This is a genomic window from Paenibacillus sp. FW507-14B1B, from assembly GCF_058781425.1.
The window spans coordinates 849,996-874,848 of the sequence record NZ_JBYSWS010000002.1; the positions used below are offsets into that span (position 1 = coordinate 849,996).

At 44.4% G+C, this 24,853-nt stretch carries 20 protein-coding genes; 8 read left to right on the forward strand and 12 right to left on the reverse strand.

The annotated features are described in order from the left end of the window. Positions 1 to 154: 154 nt before the first annotated feature. Positions 155 to 1,210: an LLM class flavin-dependent oxidoreductase gene (locus tag AC3WJJ_RS12170; RefSeq protein WP_492540864.1), complete on the reverse strand. Its 1,056-nt coding sequence runs from the start codon at positions 1,208 to 1,210 to the stop codon at positions 155 to 157. Positions 1,211 to 1,761: 551 nt separating this feature from the next. Between AC3WJJ_RS12170 and AC3WJJ_RS12175 the strand changes: the two genes are divergently transcribed. From AC3WJJ_RS12175 to AC3WJJ_RS12210, 8 genes are all read left to right on the forward strand, one after another. Next, entirely contained in the window at positions 1,762 to 2,682 is a 921-nt protein-coding gene (locus AC3WJJ_RS12175; RefSeq protein WP_492540866.1) for a TauD/TfdA dioxygenase family protein, read from the forward strand. A gap of 92 nt (positions 2,683 to 2,774) precedes the next feature. Then, complete coding sequence (locus tag AC3WJJ_RS12180) at positions 2,775 to 3,545, forward strand: ABC transporter ATP-binding protein (RefSeq protein WP_492540868.1); 771 nt, start codon at positions 2,775 to 2,777, stop codon at positions 3,543 to 3,545. A 157-nt stretch (positions 3,546 to 3,702) separates the two neighbouring features. Next, a complete protein-coding gene (locus AC3WJJ_RS12185) occupies positions 3,703 to 4,557 on the forward strand; it encodes an ABC transporter permease (RefSeq protein ID WP_492540870.1) in 855 nt (284 codons plus the stop codon). Between the two features lie 21 nt (positions 4,558 to 4,578). Continuing rightward, the gene (locus AC3WJJ_RS12190; RefSeq protein WP_492540872.1) at positions 4,579 to 5,433 is read left to right on the forward strand and encodes an ABC transporter permease; all 855 of its coding nucleotides are present in this window, start codon (positions 4,579 to 4,581) and stop codon (positions 5,431 to 5,433) included. A gap of 43 nt (positions 5,434 to 5,476) precedes the next feature. Next, positions 5,477 to 6,505 carry an ABC transporter substrate-binding protein gene (locus AC3WJJ_RS12195; protein ID WP_492540874.1) on the forward strand — a complete coding sequence of 343 codons (1,029 nt, stop codon included), beginning with the start codon at positions 5,477 to 5,479 and terminating at the stop codon, positions 6,503 to 6,505. A gap of 17 nt (positions 6,506 to 6,522) precedes the next feature. Further along, positions 6,523 to 8,121, forward strand: coding sequence for an FAD-dependent oxidoreductase (locus tag AC3WJJ_RS12200; protein ID WP_492540876.1), 1,599 nt, complete (start codon positions 6,523 to 6,525; stop codon positions 8,119 to 8,121). Further along, the gene (locus AC3WJJ_RS12205) at positions 8,118 to 8,468 is read left to right on the forward strand and encodes a 4Fe-4S binding protein (RefSeq protein WP_492540878.1); all 351 of its coding nucleotides are present in this window, start codon (positions 8,118 to 8,120) and stop codon (positions 8,466 to 8,468) included. The genes AC3WJJ_RS12200 and AC3WJJ_RS12205 overlap by 4 nt, the downstream gene beginning before the upstream one ends. A gap of 266 nt (positions 8,469 to 8,734) precedes the next feature. Continuing rightward, positions 8,735 to 9,628 (forward strand): alpha/beta hydrolase, encoded by an 894-nt coding sequence (locus AC3WJJ_RS12210; RefSeq protein ID WP_492540880.1) that lies wholly within the window; start codon positions 8,735 to 8,737, stop codon positions 9,626 to 9,628. A gap of 175 nt (positions 9,629 to 9,803) precedes the next feature. On the opposite strand, the gene AC3WJJ_RS12215 is transcribed toward AC3WJJ_RS12210, so the two are convergent. The 11 genes from AC3WJJ_RS12215 to AC3WJJ_RS12265 all read right to left on the reverse strand — a co-directional run bounded on the left by AC3WJJ_RS12215 (position 9,804) and on the right by AC3WJJ_RS12265 (position 24,723). Beyond that, positions 9,804 to 11,627: an ABC transporter ATP-binding protein gene (locus AC3WJJ_RS12215; RefSeq protein WP_492540882.1), complete on the reverse strand. Its 1,824-nt coding sequence runs from the start codon at positions 11,625 to 11,627 to the stop codon at positions 9,804 to 9,806. Next, on the reverse strand, positions 11,627 to 12,025 hold the full coding sequence (locus tag AC3WJJ_RS12220) for a hypothetical protein (RefSeq protein ID WP_492540884.1): 399 nt from the start codon (positions 12,023 to 12,025) through the stop codon (positions 11,627 to 11,629). The genes AC3WJJ_RS12215 and AC3WJJ_RS12220 overlap by 1 nt, the downstream gene beginning before the upstream one ends. After that, complete coding sequence (locus AC3WJJ_RS12225; protein ID WP_492540886.1) at positions 11,992 to 12,483, reverse strand: hypothetical protein; 492 nt, start codon at positions 12,481 to 12,483, stop codon at positions 11,992 to 11,994. The genes AC3WJJ_RS12220 and AC3WJJ_RS12225 overlap by 34 nt, the downstream gene beginning before the upstream one ends. Before the next feature lie 5 nt (positions 12,484 to 12,488). Continuing rightward, positions 12,489 to 13,019 carry a MauE/DoxX family redox-associated membrane protein gene (locus AC3WJJ_RS12230; RefSeq protein WP_492540887.1) on the reverse strand — a complete coding sequence of 177 codons (531 nt, stop codon included), beginning with the start codon at positions 13,017 to 13,019 and terminating at the stop codon, positions 12,489 to 12,491. A gap of 1 nt (position 13,020) precedes the next feature. Next, positions 13,021 to 13,509, reverse strand: coding sequence for a hypothetical protein (locus AC3WJJ_RS12235; protein ID WP_492540889.1), 489 nt, complete (start codon positions 13,507 to 13,509; stop codon positions 13,021 to 13,023). 54 nt (positions 13,510 to 13,563) lie between these two features. After that, the gene (locus tag AC3WJJ_RS12240; protein WP_492540891.1) at positions 13,564 to 14,019 is read right to left on the reverse strand and encodes a TlpA family protein disulfide reductase; all 456 of its coding nucleotides are present in this window, start codon (positions 14,017 to 14,019) and stop codon (positions 13,564 to 13,566) included. Between the two features lie 575 nt (positions 14,020 to 14,594). Further along, positions 14,595 to 16,301: an ABC transporter substrate-binding protein gene (locus tag AC3WJJ_RS12245; protein WP_492540893.1), complete on the reverse strand. Its 1,707-nt coding sequence runs from the start codon at positions 16,299 to 16,301 to the stop codon at positions 14,595 to 14,597. A gap of 129 nt (positions 16,302 to 16,430) precedes the next feature. Further along, positions 16,431 to 17,330 carry a carbohydrate ABC transporter permease gene (locus tag AC3WJJ_RS12250; RefSeq protein WP_492540895.1) on the reverse strand — a complete coding sequence of 300 codons (900 nt, stop codon included), beginning with the start codon at positions 17,328 to 17,330 and terminating at the stop codon, positions 16,431 to 16,433. A 58-nt stretch (positions 17,331 to 17,388) separates the two neighbouring features. After that, positions 17,389 to 18,306: an ABC transporter permease gene (locus tag AC3WJJ_RS12255; protein ID WP_492542038.1), complete on the reverse strand. Its 918-nt coding sequence runs from the start codon at positions 18,304 to 18,306 to the stop codon at positions 17,389 to 17,391. Between the two features lie 258 nt (positions 18,307 to 18,564). After that, on the reverse strand, positions 18,565 to 20,802 hold the full coding sequence (locus tag AC3WJJ_RS12260) for a helix-turn-helix transcriptional regulator (RefSeq protein ID WP_492540897.1): 2,238 nt from the start codon (positions 20,800 to 20,802) through the stop codon (positions 18,565 to 18,567). 186 nt (positions 20,803 to 20,988) lie between these two features. Beyond that, positions 20,989 to 24,723, reverse strand: a complete 3,735-nt coding sequence (locus tag AC3WJJ_RS12265; protein ID WP_492540899.1) for a glycoside hydrolase family 2 TIM barrel-domain containing protein — start codon at positions 24,721 to 24,723, stop codon at positions 20,989 to 20,991. Between the last annotated feature and the right edge of the window lie 130 nt (positions 24,724 to 24,853).

Below are 24,853 nucleotides of genomic sequence, written 5' to 3' on the forward strand. Positions count from 1 at the left end.
ACCCGATTTTGACCCACAAAAAAAAGACCGAGCCCTAGAGAAAGGTACGCGGTCTACATGTATTGTCATTACCTAGTGCCTTACTTGAAGTGGTAGAAAGATCTATTATGGTGCATCCTGATAGGTATAGTCAATAAAAAAACATCCTTACTCATCATCGAAGATTAGCTTCTAATCTGGATACCCCTTCCCTCACGCGAGGCGCGACTTCTGTTCCCATGAGTCTTATAGATTCCATCACATCTGCATGTGGCATCGTACCGTGCGGCACATGTAAGAAGAATCGTGTGATCCCCACATGCTTGCGAAGGTGAATGATTTTGTTCGCAACCGTTTCTGGATCGCCAACATATAAAGCACCTTCAAAACTACAAGCTGCATCATAATCTGAACGATGATAGGGAGGCGTCCCTTTCTCGATCGCCCTCACGTTCGTACGTGCAAATGTTGAAGGGAAGAACTTCTCAATAGCCAATGGCGTAGTTGCCGCAACAAAGCCATGAGAGTGCGACGCAATGGGTAACCGCGAAACATCATACCCAGCCTCAGCCGCTGACTTCTTGTAAAGTTGCACCTGTGAAACGAAATCTAAAGGACGAACTCCTCCAATAATGGCTAGAACGAAGGGCAATCCAAGAGAACCTGTACGGATTGCAGATGCTGGACTTCCCGCGCTTCCAATCCATATCGGTAAAGGATTCTGTACAGGTCGTGGGTAGATCCCCAGGTTGTGTATTGCTGGTCTATGTTTACCTGTCCAATTAACGATCTCTGACTTCTGAATTGCTAATAGCAGCTCTAATTTCTCATCGAACAACGCTTCATAATCATTCAGATCATATCCGAATAACGGGAAGGACTCTAGGAATGAACCTCGACCTACCATAATCTCTGCACGTCCATTCGAAATACCATCTAGCGTTGCAAAATCCTGAAATACACGTACTGGATCGGCTGATGACAGGATCATGACTGCACTGGTCAATCGAATCTTAGTTGTCAGGGATGCGCCAGCTGCTAGTACCACGGCGGGAGATGAGGCAGCATAATCATGACGATGATGTTCACCCACACCAAACACATCGAGTCCTACCTGATCCGCTAGTACAATCTCCTCTACCACTTCACGTAATCGTTCGGCGTGGCTAATTGTCTCCCCTGTCTGAACATCTGGTGTTGTCTCGACAAATGTGCTTATCCCAAGCTCCACGCTTTTGGCCCCTCCTTTTATACACTTGCCTTTAGGTTCTGGTTATGAATGGTGAATTATTCAACATTTCCGATTCGATTATTCAGATGTAGAGGATGTCACAGCCAGCGATAGATGCAGTTCCTCTATTAAATGTTTATTACGCATTATTCTACGTACTCCAAGGTCTATTGAACCAAGGGATAATTGTGTGATTGAGACATCTTCTTTTTTCTCTTAAAATAAGGCAAATATGTACTTGAAATACTTGGAAAGGGAGTCTTTTTTAAATTAATGTATTCCTACCCGTATAATGGGTATTGACAACAAACTGCATTAGCAGGTAATATTTGGTCACAACCTCATGAGCGGGATGAATTGACTGGTCCACCAGAAATTCAACGAACAACAGATCTAGCGATCTGGCTGTACGTTGAATTTTTTTATTCCTGTTGAGTTGTACATAAGGGGCTGTCACGCCTTTAATCTTACTAAATTCATGCGAATACTTATGTTGAAGATTAAGATACGTACACCCGCGTAAACCAAATCCCTATTGGAGGCGATTATTCATGAGCACACAAGCATCAACACAGGCAGAATTGTTGGAGATTCAAGCGATCGGCGGCAAGATTGGTGCAGAGGTAAGAGGCATCAAGCTCGGCGGAGATGTGCCAGCAGAGCAAGTGCAAGAGATTCGTCAAGCACTGAACAAGTATAAAGTGTTGTTCTTCCGTGGTCAGAACCATCTCGATGATGCCGCTCAAGAAGCGTTCGCCACCCTGCTGGGAGCACCATTCGCGCATCCAACAGTTCCTACGAAGCCGGGATCACAGTACATCCTAGAGCTGGATTCTCATCAAGGCGGCCGCGCGAATGCATGGCATACCGATGTGACGTTCATCGATGCTTACCCAAGTGCATCGATCCTGCGCTCAGTCGTTGCGGCTGCATCAGGAGGAGATACCGTATGGGCGAACACGGCTGCAGCCTACGACAGCTTACCTGATACCTTGAAAAGCCTGGCGGATCGTCTCTGGGCTCTCCACTCGAATACGTATGATTACGCACAGCGTATTTCTGCCGTAGCGGATCAAACCTCAGAGACCGTGAAGAAGTATCAGTCCACATTTGCATCAACGATCTATGAAACGGAACATCCGCTTGTACATGTACATCCGGAAACCGGTGAGAAGAACCTGCTGCTTGGCAGCTTCGTAAAGAAGATAATCGGCGTATCCCCTAGTGAATCCGCTCGTTTATACGATATATACCAGGAACATGTGACTCGTCTTGAGCATACCATTCGCTGGCGCTGGGCAGAGGGTGATGTTGCTCTCTGGGATAACCGCGCTACACAGCATATCGCCGTTAACGATTATGGCAATCAGCACCGTGTGGTGCGTCGTGTAACCTTGGAGGGTCATTTGCCTGTAAGTGTTGACGGCCGCAACAGTGTAACAAGAGTGAAAGAGCCTCGCAAAGCGGAATAAATTCCAGTATCTAACAGAGAAAGCAGTTCTCGAATGGAGTGGGACGGCTCTACCGTTCCTTTCTTCATTCCTATAAAAAGGGGGTGCCCGAGATGACCAAGGCACTGTTAGAAATTAAGGAGATTAGCAAGACATTTCATGCAGAAGCAGAACGTACGTGGGTGCTTGATCGCATTCAATTAACGGTTCATGAAGGTGAGATCGTATCGATTATTGGACCGAGCGGCTGCGGCAAGAGCACGCTGCTAAAGATCGTTGCAGGTCTGGATACCGAGGTAACTGGAGAAGTCACCCTGGAGCAGCAGCGAATTACGAGTCCTTCACGTGAGAAAGGCTTTATCTTTCAAGAGCATCGTCTCTTCCCGTGGCTTACGGTTGAACGCAATATTGCAGCAGACCTGTCACTGAGAAACCATGATGTACGTCGACGCGTAGACGAGATGATTGATCTCGTCAAGCTGAGAGGCTTTGAGAAGTCCTACCCCAAACAGCTCTCGGGCGGCATGTCTCAACGCGTTGCGATAGCACGAGCACTGCTGCGCAATCCGAAGGTGCTGCTGCTGGATGAGCCGTTTGGTGCGCTGGATGCCTTTACTCGCAGCCATATGCAGGATGCCTTGCTCGATATATGGCGCAGTAACCAGACCACGATGCTGTTTGTTACGCATGATATTGACGAGGCTGTATTCTTATCGCATCGAGTAGTGGTGCTGGACGCACGTCCTGGACGCATCAAGAAGATTGTACCGATCGATCTCCCCTACCCGCGCAAGCGAACAAGCAGTGCGTTTCAGGAGTTCCGCACGATTATATTGCGTGCATTTGAGAATGAGGCCCCAGAAGATACAGGCTATGAGATCTAATCTCCGCTTCCGCAGTGCGTTTATTTATAAATTACCGATATAAATTATCAGAATGAAATAAGTATCGACCGTTCAAACGGAGATATATCCAGCTTCATGGGATGTCTCCGTTTTTTATATTTTTCAAGCCAAGAATTGAGATCGAGGTGAACGGTTTATGAACCATCAAGGCGAGTCCTTATTGCCCCATCCAGCGAGACACGAGCTTACAGCTTCCGTTCAAAAAAGAACTCGTTTACGCCCTCCTCCATTATGGAAGCGAGTGATGCTAGGTGCCCTCTTTCCGGTAACAACACTAATCATCTGGCAAATAATTGGTAACTACGGTTATATCTCTACCCTGCTGTTTCCAACACCTCTTCGAATTATCCAAGCTGGAATTGATTTAGTTCACTCAGGTGAACTTGCCGCTCATCTCCAGATCAGCATCGTGCGCGCATGGCTTGGTTTTCTTTTAGGCAGCAGCTTGGGGTTAGCCTTCGGTCTATTCGCAGGATTAATTCGTAAGACGGAGCAAGTGTTAGATCCCACCGTTCAAATGATTCGAATGATCCCGCATCTGGCACTTGCTCCCCTCTTCATCATCTGGTTTGGAATCGGAGAAACCTCTAAGATTCTGTTGATTGCGAAGGGCTGCTTCTTCCCGTTATACATCAACACCTTTATCGGCATTCGTAACTCTGACAATAAGCTGTTTCAGGTCGCACGCGTGCTTGGATTTACGAGATGGAAGCGCCTGATTCGCCTGGTGCTGCCCGCTGCATTGCCTAACATTCTGCTTGGCGTTCGCATATCGATTGGTGTGGCATGGCTTGGACTGGTAGTCGCAGAGCTTATGGGCTCTACTTCAGGGATCGGATACCTGATGTCAGATGCCAGGCAATTCTCAAAGACTCCCATTGTATATGTGGGAATCTTTATCTTCGGCATGCTCGGTATCTCAACCGATATCCTGATTCGCTGGCTGGAACGCAGGCTGCTGCATTGGCGGGAGCATTTCACAGGACTGTAATAACAGAAAGGGGGAATTCGAATGAGTGATCCGATCCAGGTCATGAACCAGGTCAGCATATCTGAACCGAAACTGCCAGCATCCCGTACAAGAATGAAACTACAGAAAGGATATCGGCAATGGACCAATTATACGATTGGAGCTGTACTCCCGATCTCCATTATCGCCCTGTGGCAGCTCCTGAGCAGTCTCGGATGGACCAATGAAGTTTTCTTGCCATCACCGCTTCAAATCGCAGGAGCATTTCAGACCTTGATTCAATCCGGAGAACTCCTGATGCATCTAGGCATTAGTGTCGAAAGAGCTGCCTTCGGCTTTCTCATTGGCGGAAGCAGCGGTTTTCTAATAGGCCTGGCGATTGGTTTCTTAAGAAGACTCGAATATGTATTTGATCCAACCATCCAGATTATGAGATTACTGCCCCATCTGGCATTAGCACCAATCATTCTATTATGGTTTGGATTTGGAGAGACCTCAAAGATTATCATTATTGCATTTGGTGCCTTTTTTCCGATGTACATCAATACATTCATTGGTATTCGAAGCACAGATACCAAGCTGCTGCATGCTGCACAGGTACTTGGCTTCACACGAACAGCCCAGCTACTGCGAGTTACTTTGCCTTCAGCCCTTCCCAATATATTGCTTGGGCTGCGGTTGTCTGTTGCAATCTCTTGGCTCAGTCTCGTTGTGGCTGAGCTCGTAGGCTCACAAGAAGGAGTTGGATTCCTCATTAATTACGGCAAGCAGAACTCCAGTACGGATCTCATTTTTGTCGGCGTGATCATCTTCGCGGTTATCGGTAAATTAATTGATTCATGGGTCCGTCTGCTGGAGTCCAGATGGCTGCGTTGGAGAGAGAACTATCAAGGTTAGAAATAAGAGGACAAAAAAGATGAAGAAGAGGAGTAACTTGTTTATGTTGAAAAATAAACTAAAATCCCCATTAAGAAGACCTGCAAGGCTTGTCTTGTTATTTACAGCTCTACTCCTGCTGTTGACCGCTGTGTCAGCTTGCTCGAATGGCGAGAAGCAGCAGAAGACTGCTGCAGATGCTGATTCTTTATCTCAAGTGCCTGCCGTATTAAATTATGGTTACATAGGCACATCTAAGCTCAATTATCCGGGAGGTGCCGAGGGTTGGGGGCTGTATAAGGGTATTATTCAAACGGAATTAAAAGCTTACGGCATTCAAGAGATTCAATTAACAGCTTTTCCTAATGGCCCGGATCTGAGCGAATCCTTAATCAGCGGACGTTTGAATATGGGCAGTTTAGGCGATACACCTGCCATACTATCTAGATCTACAGGAGCAAAGACGAAGGTAATCACTCAGGGGTCTACTCATTCGATCGGTTATTTAATCGGTCGCAAGGACGGTCCTAAGACATTGGCAGATTTACAAGGAAAGACGATTTCTACGCAAAAGGGATCATTCCATCATCGATTCCTAGCAGGATTATTGAAAGAGAATAATATCAAGGATGTAAAGATCGTCCATATGCTTATCGCCGATGCGGAGCCTGCACTTGCTCGCGGCGAGATTGATGCCATGACAACGACAGATAAATTTGCATTCAACCAGATTCAACAAGGATATCCTTTGATCGCGGATGCCAGCACCCATGAGAATCTGTTAGGTACAGGTGTGACCGTTGTGACGGAAAAATACTTAAACCAATTTCCAGAGTTTCCGAAGGTATGGAACGCCGCCCGAGAGAAGGCCTTGAAGGATCTACAAGCGCATCAGGAGGAATATTATACATTTCTGGCAGAGCTGTATAACGTATCGGTCGATGTAGCAAAGAAGCTGTACCCGATCAGCGAGATTAAGGAAACGGCATTTACCGATGCCGGCATCGAGCTTATGAATGGAACGAAGCAGTTTTTAGTTGAGGAAGGTCTCGCAGCGGCGGATTTCGATCTCAAGGATTGGATTATACGGTGAGGAAGAAGGAAACAAAGATGAATTCAGATGATATCTTACGACTTACAGTCGATGTGTTAGTGATAGGCGGAGGCCCTGCTGGTGCTTGGGCAGCTTGGCATGCTGCCAAGAATAATGCCGATGTCGTGCTCGTGGATAAAGGATATCTCGGCTCCAGCGGAGCAACGGCACCTGGTGGAACAAATCTTATCTATCTTCCACCAGACGAACAATTAAGAGAGGCCGCTGTAGAAGAACGCTTCCGATCCAGCGGCTATCTAGCGGAACCCGAATGGATTCACCGTGTGCTGGATCAAGTGTATGAAAGTCTAATCCAGGTGGAGGATTGGGGATACCCCTTTCGGCGAGATGAAGAAGGTACTCCGATGCGCGATCATCTGCAAGGGCCTGAATATATGAAGCTCATGCGCCGAGAAGTGAAGCGCGCAGGTGTGCGCATATTAGATCAATGCCCTGCTCTGGAATTGCTTGTCGATGACGACGGTGTCGGCGGTGCGCGTGGAATTTCCCGCTTGGACGGGAAGGATTGGGAGATTCGTGCGAATGCGGTCATCATCGCAACCGGAGGCTGTGCGTTCCTGAGTAATGGATTGGGCTGCAATGTACTGACTGGCGAGGGACTGCTTATGGCCTCCGAACTTGGAGCAGAGCTCTCTGGAATGGAGTTTACGAGATCCTTTGCGCCAAGTGCTGCATTCGGCACCGTGACACGTGGCAGATTGCTGAATTGGTCTACTTATTATTCGGAAGACGGCGTGAAGCTGGATAGCGATGGACCAAGACCTCATGATTTCTTGCCTAGGCTGTTTCAGAAAGGACCTGTGTACGCCATTATGGATCGCGCCGATACCGAGGAAAAGAGACAGATCTTAAGACAATCGCATGCAATCTTCTTCTTACCTTATGATCGCGCTGGCATCGATCCCTTCACGGAACGCTTCCCGCTCACGCTTCGCTATGAGGGTACCGTCAGAGGAACCGGAGGCCTTCGTCTCATCGATAAGACTTGTGCAACCTCTGTGGCAGGATTATATGCTGCCGGAGATGCTGCCACCCGTGAACGAGTAACGGGAGCCAAATCCGGCGGAGGTGCTTACAATGCTTCATGGGCTATATCCTCCGGTTCATGGTCGGGCAAAGCTGCTGCAAAGTATGCATTGTCGCATGGCAAGCAGGCGGATCAGCGTCCGCTTAAACCTGCCGGACGATACGGCATACAAGCTGGTGCGGCACTTTCTCCGAATCGTTTGGATGCACCTGAACTGGTGAAAGCCGTGCAGCAGGAGGTATTTCCACTGGACATTAATTACTTCCGCAGCGAGCCGATCCTCACCCAATCTTTGGAGCGATTGCACGGACTTTGGAAGCATGTTCATAACCATGTAGACCCCTCCATTCGCGGGCGGGTTCGTTCCAGAGAAGTCACAGCGATGCTCGCGACCGCACGCTGGATGTACACCGCCGCGCTTCAGCGCCGCGAAACGAGAGGACTTCATGGACTCCTGGAGTATCCTGATATGGATCCCGCTCAACAGCGCCGGTTAATAGTATCAGGAATAGACCAGATTACGGTTCGTTCAGAGCAGCCAGGCAGACAGGAGGTGTTTCATACATGATTGAGCTCTTAAGTACAGATCGATGTGTCGAATGCGGGTTATGTGTGAAAGTGTGTCCGACCCATGTATTTGATCTCGGTGAGAACGGGATTCCTTCAATCGTGCGTCAAGAGGATTGTCAAACCTGTTTCATCTGTGAGGTCTATTGTCCAGCCGATGCGCTCTATGTATCTCCATATGCGGAGCCGCTCCAGACTCCGGTCTCTGAGACGCAATTAATTCAAGACCAAGTTCTCGGCAGCTGGAGAAAAAAGATCGGCTGGGGTCGGGGCCGAACCAAGCTGGCAGCTATTGATACGACACCGTTTATCGACCGTATCCTCCCACCAGGGCGGCCTAAAGGATAAGGAAAAAATCTCTCTTAAAATGACCTATGAGGTCGTTTGATTATCATGGCTGTTTCGCTTCAAAGCTGGAGTCGGTATAATATGCCCCTTTATATTTCTAAAAAGGAATGCAGACAGCAAAAAGCCATGAGGAGCACTCTCATGGCTTTTTGCATGACCTCATTAACAAATGACGACGATCTGTCCTTAATTAATGAAGCTGATCTGCATTCTGGAAACGGGAAGGATTTTTTTAGTTAGATACTTGTACAGCTGGATAATACTTAATGAAGAACCGCTTTTTTTCGGATGCAGGGAAATGGATTAAGTCTGTATACTATGATAATCTAAGGTTTATATCATTTATGAACATCTGGAAGGAAGAACACTATATGAATGAAGGACAGACACGAAATCAATCCAAACCAAAACGAAAAGTCGGAAAGTGGATACTTATCTCTTTAATCTCACTTGTTATGCTTATTATAGTAAGTGTCGCTGTTGCATATCCCCTATTAAAATACGAACCACTAGCTGAAGCAGAGCAAGCAATGAACAGTGATTCCGCAGTTAAGGTCACATCAGGGAAAAACAACTTGCTTTTTGAGCCTGCCGACCAAGAAGTGATCCAGCCAAGCGTAATTTTTTACCCGGGGGCATTAGTAGATCCAGAAAGCTATGCACCGCTTGCACGCAAGCTCGCTGATGCAGGTCATCGCGTATATATCGCAGAAATGCCGTTCGACCTAGCTATATTTGGACAAGACAGAGCTTCCTCGATAATAGAGAAGCATCCGGAAGATCGCTATGTTATCGGTGGTCATTCACTCGGTGGAGCTTTCGGAGCAAGATATGCATCGGAGAATACAGACAAACTTGAGGGAGTATTTTTCCTTGGCTCATATGCCGATAAGGGTGGTAGCTTGAAAGACACCCATTTGAATGTCCTGCAAATCACAGGTACTAACGATGGTGTGCTGAATTGGGACGTATGGGAAGAGAGCAAACAGAACTTGCCTGAAGCCACAACCAAGTTCGTATCTATTGAAGGCGGCAACCACGCTCAGTTCGGAACCTACGGAAAGCAAAAAGGTGATCAGGATGCAGCCATTTCCCCGCAACAGCAACTGGATGAGGTTAGCGGAGCTATGATTGATTGGTTGCAGACACTTAAGAAATAAGCATATGAACAAATTAAGTCATTCGGAAACAATAACAAAAGGCAGTCTAACCTATTCCTACAGGTTAAGACTGCCTTTTTAGTATGCTTTTTTTTGCATTCGAGATCATGTTATGTTCTTCCCAAGTATCAGCGGGCTACCCCAATGACCTTTCTTGCTGTAAATGTCATAAGAGCTACACACTCAGCTTCTGTGTATTCCAATCCTTCGTATACCATCCCGCTTGCTTGCGAAACATCGCAGCGTATTCCCCATCATTGTTCATTAACGTCTCGTGATCTCCACTCTCGACTAGGCGCCCCTCCTTGAGAACGATAATTCGATCCGCAAAGCGACAGCTTCCGAGTCGATGGGTGACAAAAACGGCTGTTCTGCCACGTGTCAGCGTCATCAGATTTTCAAAAATAGCTGCTTCCGTCATCGGATCAAGCGAAGCTGTCGGCTCGTCAAGCACAATAACATCAAATTCCCGAAAAAATGCCCGATTCAATGCAATCCGCTGCCATTGTCCGTAAGATAGTTCATGTCCTCCGTCAAATTGAATACCAAGAACCGTTTCCCATCCATCCGGAAGTTTATCGATAAAGGACATTGTATTCGCTTGTTCGGCGGATTGCCTAAGCCTGTCCTGATTATTCAGTTCCGCTACATCTCCCAATCCGATATTCTCCCATACCGGGAATGGGTATTGCACAAAATCTTGAAAAATGGCGCTCATCCGGCTGCGAAGACTACTTGCACGCATTTCGGCATAATCGATGCCATCTATTGCAATGGACCCACGGCTAGGACTGTATAAACCGAGCAAACATTTGGCCAATGTGCTTTTTCCAGCTCCGTTATCTCCTACAATGGCAATCGTTTCCCCCGCATTAATGGAAAAGCTCAATGCTTCAATCGCTGAATTAGAAGCCCCTTCATATTGAAAAGACAAATTATCGACTTTGATCCCTTGTTTAATCGGAGATGGAAAATCCACTTTACCGCTTTGATCACTCTGTTCCGAAAGCTTGATAAAAGCAAGCACTTCATTCGCATGAAGCAAGCTTTGATGAAGGTTAGAATACCCTTGGGCAAGGCCTTGAATGAGCACTTGTGAGTTGAACAACGCTTGAGCCAAAGCTACATATTGTCCGATTTCCAGCCCCCCGTTCGCTCCAGTATTCAAAGCGAATAGCAGCATGCCGCTTAATAGCGCCAATGAAATCATCTGCATTCCAAATGAAATGCCGATCGTTTTTCGTTCTAAAGCGAGCTTCCGCCAGGCATTCTTCTTCGCAATCAACTTCCATTTTCCTATTAAATAATCAGCCAATTCAAATACACGAATCTCCTTGGCCCCTTCCCGGCTTTTCAGGAAATAGCTAAGAAAAGATGCCATACGCTCATCCGGTGTTTGTTGAACAAAAAGCTTGAAAGATGCTTTACTCTCGTACAAGTAAGTCCAAAGCATGGGAACAACCAGAAGCAGCATTCCCACCGACAAAAGCCAGTGAAATTGATACAACACAACCATGAAGCCGATGACTGTAATGATACTTTGAAGCATTGTCAGAACGATAAAGACGATTCCGAGCCCTTGCATCTGTATGCTGAAGGATGTCCGCTGCATCCGATCATAATTAAAATGGTCATCAAAATACGATAAGGATAAACGATTCACCTTGGTCGACATCATCTCGTCAAAGTATAAGGTAGCCCGCTCATTAAAAAACTGCTGCGTATATTTAAAAATGCTTGCCATTAGTGCACTTGTCAAGAGCAGAGCGAATTGAAGCCACACGAGCCTCCATACATCTTGAAAGCCTCTCTCGCTACTCCCTTGGAACAATTGCGCAGCTTCCTCTACAAGCTTGCTTGTGAGCGAAAGCTGCGCAATTGGGATAACTGCCTGAGCCAACGTTATTCCAATTAGTAACACTAGGGCTGCACCTGATATTTTCCACAGAATAGGCAGTAAGAACCGAAGTGTTTGCAGCTTGCTGAATGAAGGTTCCATTAGGACTCGCTATGAGATATATAAAGAGGATAATGTGCCAACGTCGTGCCATATTCGTCTGTCATTACAAAGTGAAATAATCCTTCTTCATGTACAACGAAACGCGGCTGAAACGCCATATCTATTCCTGCCGGGACAGGCTCCAACCTTTTATTTACGAGACCTTCACATCTTTTTTGCCACACCACGTTTTTATTCGAGTCGTAAACCTTAATCCATACAACACCCTCATTCACGCCAAAAAACAACACTTTGGCCCACAAATAAAAAAGCGTAACCGATGGAAATGTCCGTAGTCGCACTTCATTGCGCACGTTTTGAATACAATGCGCCCTTGTTTCATAATTATCAACCACCTGATCAGCTATAAGAAGTTGTCCGCTGATTTCTGCGTGCATAATGGTTCCTCCTCCAATTGAAAAACTCTTATTTTGAGCTCCAGAAGCATTTCTATCTCTGTAAAGCGATGCAGCTTCTGTCCGTCCCACTCGTAAGCGACCGTTTCCCCATCCAGCAGTTCAAGCCACCTGGAACTTGTCCATTCGGGCGTATAGCGAACACGATAACAACTATTCCATCCACGCTGCTTTAATAGGTGGATAAACGGGGGGGCGTCCAAAAATACGATGACATTCTGAAAAGCCTTATCTTTTGTTGACAATATTCCATCTAGCCTTTTGAATGATGGGTCCTTGTAATGAATACCGATGACCGTCATTTTTTCCGTATCCGGCCATGACTCGTCTTCGATTGCCGCTTTTACTAGATGTAGCTCCATCCTTTTCAACCTATACTTCATGACCAACACTTGCAGCAGGCCTACCGACAAAATCGTTAAAGCGAAAACGATCCACAAGATCATCATTCTCTTACCTGCAGCGCAATGTATCGTTTTCGAGTCTGCATATAATCAACAAGCAACAAACAGCTGCACGTCACTACACTATGGAGTATAAATTGCTGGAAGGAAGCTTGAGCTGACAGGACAGCGGCCGGCAGTAGACATTTAATCGCGCATATCCCGATCAGAATCGAATTTCTACTCAAAGGATATCGGTTTAAAAAGTCGATTGAACCGAAGCAAGAACATGCTCTCCCCTTCTCCTGATCCAATCGGCGCTTTCTAACAAGAAAAACGCTGAAAGCAAGCAACAGCGCAATAGCACCCAGCTCCTTATAATAAAGTGCTTGTCCGGATGCAAAGGAAATAAATAGAACAAGTTCAAACAGAAGCAATCCGATCGCAGCGGGACGAGTAAGCGAGAACGGGAGGACACGATAGGACTGCACGGAAAGTTCGAAGTCGTGAAAGGTGTTTAACTTATAGTAAAATGCCGCAAAGAATAAAGCGCCCAATACAAAATCTAATATAAAAGCCGTAATTGAAAGCAAATTAGCCGCCTCCTCTTCGCACTCCGCTCTCATCATACAGATGTCCAATATCCACAATCGTAAATTGTCTCATGACAAGACCCTGTTCCAGCATAATCGCCGCTGGTGTTGCTTCCAGTCCAAATCGTGCTTTATACTCCTTTTCCTCCATCGTCAAAACAGGGAAGGAATAATCGTAATACTGCACTAGCTCTTCGTTATCCTCAATAGATCCGCTGCTAACGACAAGTAGCAATCCATCGTGTCTGGCGTCAAATTCAGTAAGATCGGCTAGCAAATCAATGCAACTGCTGCAAGTTAAGGAGATAAAAAGAATTGTTGCCGTTGCCGCGTCGGCAAGCCTGGCATCCAATTCAAGACCGCGGAAAAGTTGACCTTGTACCAAAGGAGATTCCATCAGTATCTTTTCATCAAGTAGCGGCGCAGCATAAACTTGTTCTCGCTCCAACGTCTCACGCTTGAATAAATCTCGAAAGCTAAGTTTGCTCATTATGATTCCTCCTCTAATAAAGTCACATATTCATCGGGGTTGCCTCCTAAGGATTCAAAACCTTTTGAAAGGAAAAAAGAGTTTTTCCAAAGATTCCAGACTTCCAACATGCTCCATCGTAATAATCTGTCCCTCCGCATTTAATCCGTAGGCCCACGGATAACCTCGTGTCTTCAGTTGTCCAAACAGGACATCATCCGATGCGTGGTAAATCCGGGCAGAATGGTGAAAGACTTGCTTGGCTTTCTCGAATGTACTCTCTTCCGTTTCTATGAATAGTAGGAAATTGATACCGAGGTATTGTTGAATAAATATATCAATAGCTTCCATCGCCGGAAGACAAGGCGCGCAGGAAGTACTAATAGTCGCCACCAAAAGATAGTCGTTAATGCAATCATACAAATCTATCGAGTCATTGTCCGGAATCATGATATTGGGCAAATAATCTCCGATCTGCAAACCCTCTTCAACTTTTAGAAATGACGGTATCGCTTTTTCAGTCTGATTCACATGAACATACTCCCTTCATTCTGTGTCTGCCTGCATAATAGAAAGAGAATCTCTCGCTAAACTGAGAGATTCTCCACTTATGAGTTCTACCAGCAATCACAAGCTCCATTCACACTGCAATTTTCAGACGGACAAACCATTACTCTTCTTCTAGTGTTACTGTTAATATTGCTAGGGCATTTTTCAGTGCAGTATGTAACCCATACCCCTGCTGTGCAACGATTAGGACAAGCCATTATTATTCACCTCCTTTCACTATTCTCTCTTATGGGACAATCCATCTTATATATTACCAATTAATTCATATTATTATATTTATTTGTATTTTCACTGAAATATATATGATAAACCACAATATGTAAACGGTTTCAACAAAAGAAGTTATACTATTACAAGTTTCAAGTATTCTCATCTGTTGATTTGACATATTTCTTTGTTCTTCTCCTCTCAAATGTCCATTCACCTAAATCTTGTCATAACCTCAACGTTTGCTCACTAACGCAAAAAAAAGACCACGATTTCGTGGCCTTCTATCACTATTTATTGTTACTCAACACAAGTTCCCACCTTACTGTCTACTTCGTGTCTAACGCTTTCTGGTGAATCTCTAAGTATTGATTTAACTGAAGTCCATCAAGCCCCTTCACATAAGCGTCCCATTCCTTATCAATACTTTTGGAGCCCGTAACAAACTGCGCCATGTTCGATTTCACATAATCAAGCAAAGTTGTTTTGATCTGTGCAGTGATCTCAGCATCTTCCAGAGCAATAAACACACCGTTCGGGTACTGCTCCTTCGAGTGGAATGGTTCATATTCTTTAGATACTTTATTAAGACGTGTACCATAACCGTCTGGCGCTAACTCATCTTGTGGTGCTGTCCAGGAAGCACGATAAGCGTAGGTTCTAAGCGATGGACCAATCTGTTCCCAGCCATCGTTATGCGTAGGTTTCTTATCCGTCTGAGGAATACTTGCATACTTCGCTTGTTTGCCATCCAGACTCATTTCTCCTTCTTTTGCCTTGCGCCATCCTTTATCTTCCGGTCCGTTCTCCTGAAGAACAATCGATTCCTCTGTATACAGATAATCAGCCAAGCGGATCGCAGCAATCTGTTGTTCTTGTGAAGCTTTATTCGTAATGGCAAACTGGGAATTGTTAATACCTGCAAAATTAAGCGTTCTCTGAATACCGTCTGGTCCTTTAAGCGGTGGAACAACAACATAATCTTTATGACGGGGCACCGTATCATCCATACTGTATGCATAGCTGATTAACGCGGTTGAAAGAGCTCCCATCACATTGTCAGGTTCCCGATTAGCCATTTGTTGAATGGCATCGGCATTTTGAGTGAAGGCAGCTGGATCAATCAAGCCCTCGTTGTACAAGCGATTTAAGTAGATCAAGCCTTGCTTCCACTCTTCTTTATCTGCCACGAATTCCACTTTCCCATCTACAACTCGAAGAAAGGTTCCTGCTGTTCTTTCCGTATAATCATCCACAATAAATGAATTCATTAGGAAGGCTGTAACGTTCCCTGCCCACATCTCATCAGAGCCCGTGAGCGGAATCTCATCTTGCTTGCCATTTCCATTCGGGTCCTTTTCTTTAAAAGCCTTCAGTACTGTGTAAAATTCATCCGTTGTCGTGGGTACGGACAAGCCTACTGTATCTAACCATTTTTTGTTGATCCACATCTTCAGTGCATTGTCACAATGATAGCATTCATTAACCTGTGGTAAAGCATAGATATTTCCATCAGGTGATGTAATGGAAGCCTTCATATATGGAATATCCTGAATAGCCTTCACAATGTTTGGCGCATATTTTTCAATCAAGTCGTTAAGTGGGATAAATACCCCTTGTGTACCGTATTTCATCTGCTCTTCTTTGGAAAGATCTTCATGCAGGATGACCTCTGGGTAATCACCACTCGCCAGCATCAATTGTTTACGGTCCTTCAAAGCGTTATTCGGCACCAGATCCCAAGCGATCTTTATATTTGTTTTCTCTTCTAGAAACTTGGTATAGGCGTTTGTCTCCATATTCTCAATTGTAGCGAGCTGGGGAGCAAACATCTTGATCGTCATCGGTTGTTTAACAATAGGGTAGGTTCCCACCTCATTAAACATTTCTCCTTGCTCAGGTACTGCATCACCTTCGGGTTTAGTAGTTGCACCAGGCTCTGATGTATTAGAATCACCACACGCACTTAACAAGAATACCAATGCGATGAACAAGCTAAATGTACCCGTTACCTTTTTAGTCCACTTCTTTCTCATAAAGACCGACACCTCCGATTTTCATCCTACCGTATTACATGTGACCCTGAGTCCTTTGAATTGAAATGAATAGTGGCTCCTTTATCCGATTAGGTAGGGCATCACCCCCTTAAAATACCAAACACTTTGTTACCCTTTTAACGAACCAATCATGACCCCTTTAACAAAATGCTTCTGCACGAATGGATATATGATGAGCACAGGTGCGCTCGCTACAACAATCAACGCGTACTTCAATAAATCCTTAAGTCCTTGCTGCGCCTGCATCTGATCTACATTAGCCATCATGGATGCATCAACCGTGTTCAGGATGAGAACGTTACGAAGAATGATTTGGAGTGGGAATAACCCTGGATCTCTCAAAAAAATCAAAGCATCAAAATACGCATTCCAGTGCCCTACTGCATACATAAGCGTCATGACAGCAATGATCGGCTTGGATAATGGAAGAACCATGCTCAGTATGAAGCGAAAATCACTGCACCCATCAAGCTCAGCTGCTTCGGACAGTTCATCGGGAATTGTTGTCTGAAAAAAGGTACGAGCAATGATGACCTGAAATACCGCGAGCGCGCCTGGTAAAATCATGGCCCAGCGTGTATCTAATAAGTGGAGTTCTTTTACAAGGAGATAATAAGGAATGAGTCCCCCTTCAAACATCATCGTGATGACCAGCATCACCATGATGATATTGCGTCCATACAGTGTCTTCTTGGCTAATGGATAAGCGAGCATGATCGTAAGAAGCACATTAATCAAAGTGCCTACCACCGTATAAAATAGAGAATTTAGATAGCCGACACCGATTTGTGGATTCTGGAATACCGCTTTATAGCCGTCCAGTGTAAAATCCACCGGAAATAGCCACACCTTGCCTGAGATCACCGATTGCGGTGAGCTCACCGAAGAACTCACGATATAAATCAACGGAAGCGCAACAATCAACAGCACTAATGTCAAAAACAGATAGACAAAAAAGATAAATATGCGGTCGCTTTTTGATTCCTGAACCGTATTTATTTTGGACATATAAAACCCTCTCTTCCCATGTTGTTCTTCACTCCCATCATCAATCAGTCAGGGCCAATTACCACAAGCTACTGTTGGAAAGCTTTCTCGCTATATAATTCACAGTTATAAGAAGTATTAAGTTGATGATGGAATTGAAGAAACCAATAGCTGCTGAGAAGCTGAAACTCGAACCGAGCAGACCGACCTTGTACACATAGGTAGAAATGACTTCCGAAGTGCTGAGGTTCAGTGCATTTTGCATCAGATAGATTTTCTCAAAACCTAATTTCATAATGTTTCCGAGGTTCAGGATAAGTAGAATCACGGACACAGGGATTAAACTCGGAATATCAATGTTCAGAATCTTCTGTATTCTCGAAGCACCGTCTACTTTGGCGGACTCATACAACTCTGGATTTACTCCAGAAAGAGCTGCTATGTAGATAATTGCTCCATAACCTGTGAACTGCCATACATCAGACCACACATAGATACTCTTGAACAACCCTGGTATACCCATGAAATTCGTATTCGTTACGCCAATAAATTCGAAAAATTTACTAATCATACCCACATTCGGTGTTAGATTGACGATAATAATAGACACCATTATAACGGTTGAAATAAAGTAAGGTGCGTACGACACCATCTGAACGGTTTTCTTAAATAATCCATTTCGAATCTCATTTAATGCAAGCGCTAAAATGATCGGAGCCGGAAAACCAATGGCTAGACCATAAAGACTGATTCCGAGCGTATTCTTAAAATACAGCCAAAAATTCGGGGAATCGAAAAACTGTTGAAAGTATTTTAAACCCACCCAAGGACTACCCCAGATTCCCTTAACCACGTTGTAATCCTTGAATGCAATTACAATGCCACCCATCGGTATATATTTGAAGATCACTAAGTATAAAACAGGCAATACCAAGACCAGGTACAATTGCCAATGACGTTTTATTTTCTTGCCTACTGATTTCTTACGAGGACCCACATTAGAACGTACCGGGACATTAGATGGAAGGTGAGAATCCGTTTGTAACTTATTCTTCAGAATTGGCAAATTTGTTTCTCCTTTCCGTTATGGATTCATAAGTGGTGTATTGGAATTAGATTTGATTGTAAACGCTTTCTAAAATACCAACAAGAAACAAAAATAAAGGGGCAAACCATTTTCACCCCGGCTGTTATTACAAGAAAAAAGCAGCGACATGATCGCTGCTGCAAACCGATTTCTACATCGGCATCATTTTCACCCATGCTTATTCAGAGCACATTCTGTTCGGTATTCTCCAGGCGATACTCCAACCGTGCGCTTAAATACACGACGAAAAGATATGGCATTCGTATAGCCAACCCGTTCAGCTATTTCTTGAATAGAATAAGAAGTTTCCACAAGGAGCCGTTTTGCTTCCTCCATTCGATTATCAATAAGGAAATCAACAAATCGCTGTCCTGTATTTTCCTTGAACAATTTACTTAAATATTTAGCATTAATATCAAAGCGTTCACCTAATAATTCAAGAGACATACTCGGATTCGAATACTCAAGTTCAATCGATTTCCTTATGTCACAAATCACTGAAAAATACTGCTTCGTATCCTGCATCTGCCGCATCGCTTCATAATGTTCCGTCAGTACCTGCTTGATTCCATCACGAAGTTGTTCCAATGTATGACCATTGTCCACTCTTTCTGTAAGCCTCGGTAGCCCTTCTTGAATCCATCTATTATAAATTTCTGTATTCATCCCTGACATCTCTCTACCTATGTAGTAAATTAGATAATTCATCAAGTTGAATATCTCATCATTGGTGAGAAGCCCCGTCTTCAGTTGAGCGAACCACTGTTCATAATCCTCACTCCAATGGTCCTTGAGTAATCGTAAGGACTGCACAATCGAACGAATCTCACCTAAGTGGTTATAGACCTCGGCACTGCCATGCATCGATATATCCTCACTACTAATCAAACGATTTTCTCCGAGAACAATTTTATAACTAAGCGCTTTTAAAGCACTGTTATATGACCTCTGGATGTCAGGAAGCGTCTTTGCCTCTTCACCCATACCAATCGTGATTGAGAATTTTAAATTTTGTGATGTCCAGGCAATAATTTGCCCTGCAAGTAAGGATATAGCGCTATTGTCATCCTTATCATTTGTATTAGATTGAAGTACCATGACTGATAAATTAGCTGCCGTTGTCCACTCTGACCACAATATTTGCTCTAACTTCATCCCTAATTCGTCCACAACTGAACGAAGTGTGAATTTAAGTAAGTCCTGATCACTTTTTGAATACATACGGCAGAAGTCTCCATATTTATCAATCTCAAGGATGAAGATACGGCTCGTGTCTAGCGGTTGCGGCAGATTTAGCTGAATAGCTTCTTCTCTCCATTCTGAAACCGTAAGCGACGAATTCCCTTCAATCAGCTGGTGGAACAGATACCTGGTTTTCAAATGAAGATCTTCTTGGTATTTCTCCTGATACTGCTTAAATTGTTCTAAAACATGGTCAAATGCAGACTCAATAAAAGCAAACTCATCTGGCTTCCCCTTCCATATGCCTCCACTCGTGATTGGCAGTGCATAACTACTGAAACGAGCCGCGATCTGCTCAATCGGTCTTGCATTACGCCTCGTCACATAGATCATCCAGATGAACCCAAGTGTAATCATGATCAAGCCAATGATAAACCATAAATTATAGAGATAAGAAATGGTACTCACGAATCCTCCAGGTACGAGTCCACTCCCATACGTCCAGTTCGTATAACTAGATACACTGTGCGAATAGATTGCTGATTGATCGACATCGATCTCACTACCAAATAAAAGATGACCCGATGTATCCTTAACTTGAATAAAACTAACTTTAGACTGATACATATCTCTGGTTAACTTATATAAGGAATCCGTAGAGACATTAACGACAATCATCCCATGATCATTTTTCATGAAAGATGATCCTTTGACCAGACTTATCACCTGCTTACTACCCATCCGGGTAAACTGTTCGAATTGTCGTCCATCTGTCCATTTGGCTGTCTGCGAGAATTGGTATTGTTCAATAAACGCCTTATCTAGGTAAGCGTTTACATTTGAACTTGTAGCATCACTCAGTACAAATCCGTCAGCATTGCGGACCAGATAGATAGAATCAATCAAGGGATAATAAGCGATCATTTCTTTTAACTTTTGAACCGCTTGGATATTGATGTAGTTATTACTGTCTGCACTAGCATTGAAGAAATCTTGCAAAGCTTTACTATTAATACTTTCAAGGACAACCATATTATCAATCACTTTTAATGATGCATCCACAATCCGCATCGTTTGTAAGGAGAGTTGCTTACTCGCTTGAAGTGCATCTTTACGATTCTGCTCACTGATCAGTTGAAAGCAGACAAAGAACACAAATGTGATCACGACAATAAAAGCTGGCATATACGAGAGCAAAAGTCGTCGAAACCATGATTTCCGCATAACACACCCCGCTTCTTCTCCATAAAAAAGGATTCGTATTCATTTTTTGTATAGTATAGCTTATTATCGATGCGAAAAGGGATACCGATAGGAAAAACCCGGAAAGAGTACTCTCTCTTTCCGGGTTTTTCGATGAAGGAATATGTTATAAGAATTCCTGTAACATGAACTCAAATGATATACGAGTTACTGCTTGAAATAAATTCGATACTCGGCTGATTTTTTGCCGTCTTCCGATTTTGCGATCAATCTTGCAGCAGATGATGTCGTTGATGTTGGTATGAGCGTTATTGAAGTATTGCCCGCCCCAGACCCACTCAGTAACGGAATCGGTTCGCCGGGTTCAAGTTGCACAACACACTCATAAATGGAACCCATCTTGCTAACAAAATCACCCATGATGTTTTTTCCGTCGAGTGTAATTCTACTCACTTCAACCTCATGATTTGCCTTTGGAAGCTTGTCGTATATTTTAAGTTCAGTTAGTCCAATTGCCCTATCCCCTCTCGCAATCATATCAACTCGAATTGCAGAGGTCCTAACAGAATCAAATGTGTAAGTGCTTGGTTGTTTCGATACCACATTCTCCGGAACTTGCATATTGGAGACTTCTACCCACTGGTTATCTTGCATGTAACTTACCTTTAATGAAGCAGGAATTGAACACTCTTTGTCCTCATACCAGTAAAACTCCACTTGGTCCACAACATATTCTACCGGTCCGAAATCTCCGAATGTTATGGATATCCAGTCACTAGAACGCGGTGATGCTGACTGATTCGTCCACCGATTGCCTGGTTGCTCCTCATATGAAATGACATCATCATGTATCGTTTCAACACCATGTTCATGATGCGCATAAGAGGTTTCAGCCTTTGGATAATCATAGCCGTTCTTAGCTCTGCTAATATTATGCATAATACCGGTTTCATCGGTTACTCGAATTCGTGCTTTAGCTTTAACGTCTAAACCGGTCATTGTACCCTCGACCTCGAACACAGAAGCGGTTTGAAGATTCTCAGATGAAATAATATCCCACTCCACCTCTTGGCGTTCCTCCGTACCATCATTGAAATACACCGTTACCATCGTCGGTAACTCTGGTTGTCTCCCCTTCAATACAGCCATGCTAATCTGTTCCACAGCGATAATGGTTCTAGGCATCACATGCGTATCGTCCACCTGACGATCTGCACGGCTTGCACCCACAACATTCCCACTATTTATCTGAACAAGGAATGAAAGCTTCGGTGTTGTCAGTACAACATCTTCGTAATGAATTGTCGCCGATACACAAGCTTGTCCTTCTGCTTCAGCATGGAGTCTTCCGTTCCGAATTTGAATAGCGCTGCCTTCAATTTCATAAGTTACTGTCGCAGTCGATGGAATCTCGGTAAGTTCGCCATGACTAAACGTACCCATGACGCTAAGATCTATTGATTCGTCTACTCCTAATTGTGTCTTAACTACTCTGAGATCGGCAGAGATCAGCTTGGTCGCCTGCGTAGGAGCGTGCGTAGAAATAACGACGGAGCTGCTAGCGAGATCTGACGAACTCGCATTCACTACAAGCTCGCCCGGTTCCTTTAGGGCTTGAACGATCGCGAGTGCTTTCCCGTAAAATGCCTTCCGATTGTCAGCTTTGTAGCGCTCAATACTTGCAGCATCCCCATTATCAACCCCCACCAGAATGCCCTTATCTGAAACACTGAATTCAATCATATGGTCGGCTGTTGGTACGATATTTCCGTTACTGTCAACGATATCCGCTGTAATGAACACAAGGTCACGCCCATCGGCTTGAATATGATTACGATCTGCGGTAAGCCTGATTTCGGCCGGCTCTCCGGAAGTGATCACGCTAGCTTCTTCAATGATATGACCTTGCTCATCCTTGGCTAAAGCGGTTAATCTTCCTTTCTCAAAAGGCACTGACCATTCCAGATAGGTCTTGCCATCTGCCGTTTCTTGATACATTTGCCCCCACGAGGTTACCTTCGCTTCGAAGCTTCGCTCACCCAATGACTTGCCGTTAAGTTGCAATTCGACTGTCCTTGCATTCGTATACACGAGTACCCGAACCGTTTCACCAGCCGTCCAATTCCAGTGTGGAAGAATGTGCACCATTGGCTTGTCGCTCCACTGGCTCTGATAATAATAGTAAATATCTTTTGGAAATCCTGCCGTATCCACCGCTCCGAAATAGGAACTCTTGGATGGAAAAGCGTTGTAATACGGTGTGGGCTCTCCAATGTAATCGAATCCTGTCCATATGAATTGTCCCGCAATATGTTTAAAATCTCGGTCATATTTCCAGGCCTCTTCGGCTGTTCTTCCCCAGGCTACATAATCATTGTCATAAGAAGATTGCTGCCGATCCTCATAAGTGGTGCTCATGTTATATTCATAAGGATGTGTATATACACCTCTCGAACGCGTAGCAGAAGAGGTCTCAGAACCATACAACTTCCATTCTGGATTATGTTCATGGTATCCAAGGTAATTGTTCTCAGAGTAATTGAGACCCACGATGTCGACTTCGTTAAAAATAGCTTCGATATGCTCATTTAACGGTGTAATGGACACTTTGTCGCCTCTCGTTTTATCTTCCCCGATCGTTGTCGGCCTTGTCGTATCTATCTCCTTAACCCATTTCACCAGGTTTCGAACGATTTCCACCCCTTCTGGGCTGGTTGTATCGTATATTTCATTACCAATCGACCACATAATGATGGAAGGTTCATTCTTATTCCTATCTACCATTTCCTTGGTATCATGCTCTGCCCATTGAGAGAAGAACCTACCATAATCATATTCTTTCTTCGAGAGGTTCCAAGTATCGAAGGTCTCTTCGACAACAAGAAGTCCCAGTCGATTGCAGGCCTCGATCAATTCCGGTGCAGCCGGATTATGAGTAACCCGTATGGCATTCACACCCATGTCCTTCATAATCTGCATTTGCCGTTCTACAGCTCGCTCGTTCACCGCTGCCCCTAGTGCCCCCAGATCATGGTGCATGCACACGCCATGCAGCTTCATATATTGTCCATTTAGCGAGAATCCTTCGCTTGAATCAAAGGAAAAATATCGAAGACCGAATAGGGTCTCATAAACATCTATCACTTGTCCGTCAACCACAACCTCTGTAACCAGTCGATAGCGGTAACTCTCGCTGGTGCTCCACAGTCTTGGATTATGAATATAAGCTTGGTCTTCGAAATGTCCGACGGTACCGCTCTCCAGGACCATCTCATCGGATGCTTCGCTTGCCGCTACATTTCCATCCATATCATAGATCACTGATTTCACCGTCACAGATACTCGGTCCTCAGAGTCGTTCTTCACTTTTGTCTTTAGATCAACACACGCCCTGTTATGCTTGAGTTCCTCCTCAAGTTCAGGCGTGGTTACAAAGGTTCCGTATCTTTCCACATGAATTGTATTCGTGACCGTAAGATATACATTTCTATAAATTCCGCTTCCAGAGTACCAGCGGCTACTTGGCTGAATATTTTCTACTCTTACAGCAAGCACATTCTCCCTGCCGTCTGTATAAGCTTTTCCAGTGATGTCATAGCTAAAAGCATTGTAGCCGTATGGATATGTACCTAATGCTTCACCATTCAAGTAAACTGTGCTGTTCATATATACACCATCAAAATCAATGGACACCTTTTTTCCAGTCATCCACTGAGGTAGCGTGAACGTCTTTCGGTACCATCCAATGCCACCATCCAAATAACCACCCTCATGTGTCGAAGCCGACTCGGGATTGAAATCCAGTTCGATGCTCCAATCATGTGGTACATTCACCTTACGCCAATTCGAATCATCAAAGCCTTTCTGCCTTGCATCTAATAAGCTCTCGCCATCTTCTCTGTGGAACCGCCAATCCTCACTAAAGCGTAATTTCCTAATCATTGTACCCAGCCTCTCTGCAAGTTGTTATTTCCCGAAATCGCTAGACTTAAAATAAAGCGATTTCAATTGTTGTTATCCGCTGCGATTTGCGTCATCATCCTAGGTGCTTAAGGTTACTATACCGTCCTTT

Bases quoted from the DNA above. Each gene is read 5' to 3' on its own strand.
- AC3WJJ_RS12265 (WP_492540899.1), bottom strand. From the start codon at position 24,723: ATGATTAGGAAATTACGCTTTAGTGAGGATTGGCGGTTCCACAGAGAA.
- AC3WJJ_RS12250 (WP_492540895.1), bottom strand. From the start codon at position 17,330: ATGTCCAAAATAAATACGGTTCAGGAATCAAAAAGCGACCGCATATTT.
- AC3WJJ_RS12195 (WP_492540874.1), top strand. From the start codon at position 5,477: ATGTTGAAAAATAAACTAAAATCCCCATTAAGAAGACCTGCAAGGCTT.
- AC3WJJ_RS12205 (WP_492540878.1), top strand. From the start codon at position 8,118: ATGATTGAGCTCTTAAGTACAGATCGATGTGTCGAATGCGGGTTATGT.
- AC3WJJ_RS12175 (WP_492540866.1), top strand. From the start codon at position 1,762: ATGAGCACACAAGCATCAACACAGGCAGAATTGTTGGAGATTCAAGCG.
- AC3WJJ_RS12200 (WP_492540876.1), top strand. From the start codon at position 6,523: ATGAATTCAGATGATATCTTACGACTTACAGTCGATGTGTTAGTGATA.
- AC3WJJ_RS12220 (WP_492540884.1), bottom strand. From the start codon at position 12,025: ATGCACGCAGAAATCAGCGGACAACTTCTTATAGCTGATCAGGTGGTT.
- AC3WJJ_RS12235 (WP_492540889.1), bottom strand. From the start codon at position 13,509: ATGAGCAAACTTAGCTTTCGAGATTTATTCAAGCGTGAGACGTTGGAG.
- AC3WJJ_RS12260 (WP_492540897.1), bottom strand. From the start codon at position 20,802: ATGCGGAAATCATGGTTTCGACGACTTTTGCTCTCGTATATGCCAGCT.
- AC3WJJ_RS12215 (WP_492540882.1), bottom strand. From the start codon at position 11,627: ATGGAACCTTCATTCAGCAAGCTGCAAACACTTCGGTTCTTACTGCCT.
- AC3WJJ_RS12180 (WP_492540868.1), top strand. From the start codon at position 2,775: ATGACCAAGGCACTGTTAGAAATTAAGGAGATTAGCAAGACATTTCAT.
- AC3WJJ_RS12185 (WP_492540870.1), top strand. From the start codon at position 3,703: ATGAACCATCAAGGCGAGTCCTTATTGCCCCATCCAGCGAGACACGAG.
- AC3WJJ_RS12190 (WP_492540872.1), top strand. From the start codon at position 4,579: ATGAGTGATCCGATCCAGGTCATGAACCAGGTCAGCATATCTGAACCG.
- AC3WJJ_RS12210 (WP_492540880.1), top strand. From the start codon at position 8,735: ATGAAGAACCGCTTTTTTTCGGATGCAGGGAAATGGATTAAGTCTGTA.
- AC3WJJ_RS12245 (WP_492540893.1), bottom strand. From the start codon at position 16,301: ATGAGAAAGAAGTGGACTAAAAAGGTAACGGGTACATTTAGCTTGTTC.